The 1,087-nt window shown below is 66.8% G+C and carries 1 protein-coding gene; it reads right to left on the bottom strand.

The genetic code is table 11. From position 1 onward, the window contains the following. Positions 1–846, bottom strand: an 846-nt coding sequence (locus ACERMF_RS17715) for an IS110 family transposase (protein ID WP_373670478.1), incomplete at its 3' end; no start/stop codon positions are given. Between the last annotated feature and the right edge of the window lie 241 nt (positions 847–1,087).

Here is a 1,087-nt window from a genome sequence, read left to right on the forward strand (position 1 = left end):
TCCGGCCTTCGGCAACGATGTGAAGATGTGGGCGTCGGGGTGCAGTTCGAGCGACTTCCGGATCTGACGTTCGAGGTTGTCGATGCGGCCGTTGAGCTGTTCGATCGATTCGACCAGGGCCAGGGTCACGACCGCTCGGGCGTCGGCTTCGTTGCCGCCGAGCCCGCGGGGTGCGTCGACGAGCCGTTGGTGCAGCTCGCTGCCGGTCTTGTGGCCGCAGTAGCCCTGCCCGCGCAGCCACGCGTCGAAACGCTTGGGTGAGAGCCAGTCGGCCTGCTGCTGGGTGGTGAACCGACGAAGCCACGCCAGCGAGATCGGTGAGTCCAGCCGCGAGAACAGCCCGACCGCGCCAGGCAGGACGAGTTGAAGGTTGGCGAGTAGCTGGTTCGTCAACGCGATTCGTGCCTCGACAAGGTCCTTGCGTGCTCGCGTCAAAGCCCGCAGCGCCAGGGTCGCGTCGGTGTCGCGCTCGAGCGGCTGCAGGCGCAGCAGGTCGGTGCGGAGCACGTCGGCGAGGACGAACGCGTCCAACGCGTCGTCTTTGTTCCCGGCGTTGCCGTAGCGGCCACGCAGGTTTTTCAACTGTCGCGGGTGGATCACGAACACGGTGATCCCACCCTCGAGCAGTGTGTCGACCACAGGCCCGTCGGGCCGTTCGATCGCGACCCTGCCTACACCGTGCTGCACGAACCGACGCAGCATCGACGCCAATCCAGCCGCCGTGTGGGCAAACTCGAAGCGGGCGACCAGCCGACCGGTGTGATCCACGACCGCACCGACATGCTTCTCACTCGCCCAGTCGATCGCGCCCGTAGGCGCGGGGACGTCCTCAATGTCATCCTTCATCTTGGAGCCTCTCACTGGTGCTAGCAGTGACGAGTGCTCCCGGTTCGGGACGCGCAGCCGGAGGCTGACTGATCGGCGCTCCACGGCGCACAGCCCTGTCGCCGGTCTCGCGCGTCCCGGACCACCCGGCCCCGCAGAACTCAGGCTGACCCTCGACGGGTGAGACGCCTTGGCGGTGACACAAGTGGCCCGGGAACACGACCGGCATCATCCGCCGGCTCTACAAGGATGACCAGTCAGT

The organism is Egicoccus sp. AB-alg6-2, assembly GCF_041821025.1.
In the GTDB taxonomy this organism is placed as follows: Bacteria; Actinomycetota; Nitriliruptoria; order Nitriliruptorales; family Nitriliruptoraceae; genus Egicoccus.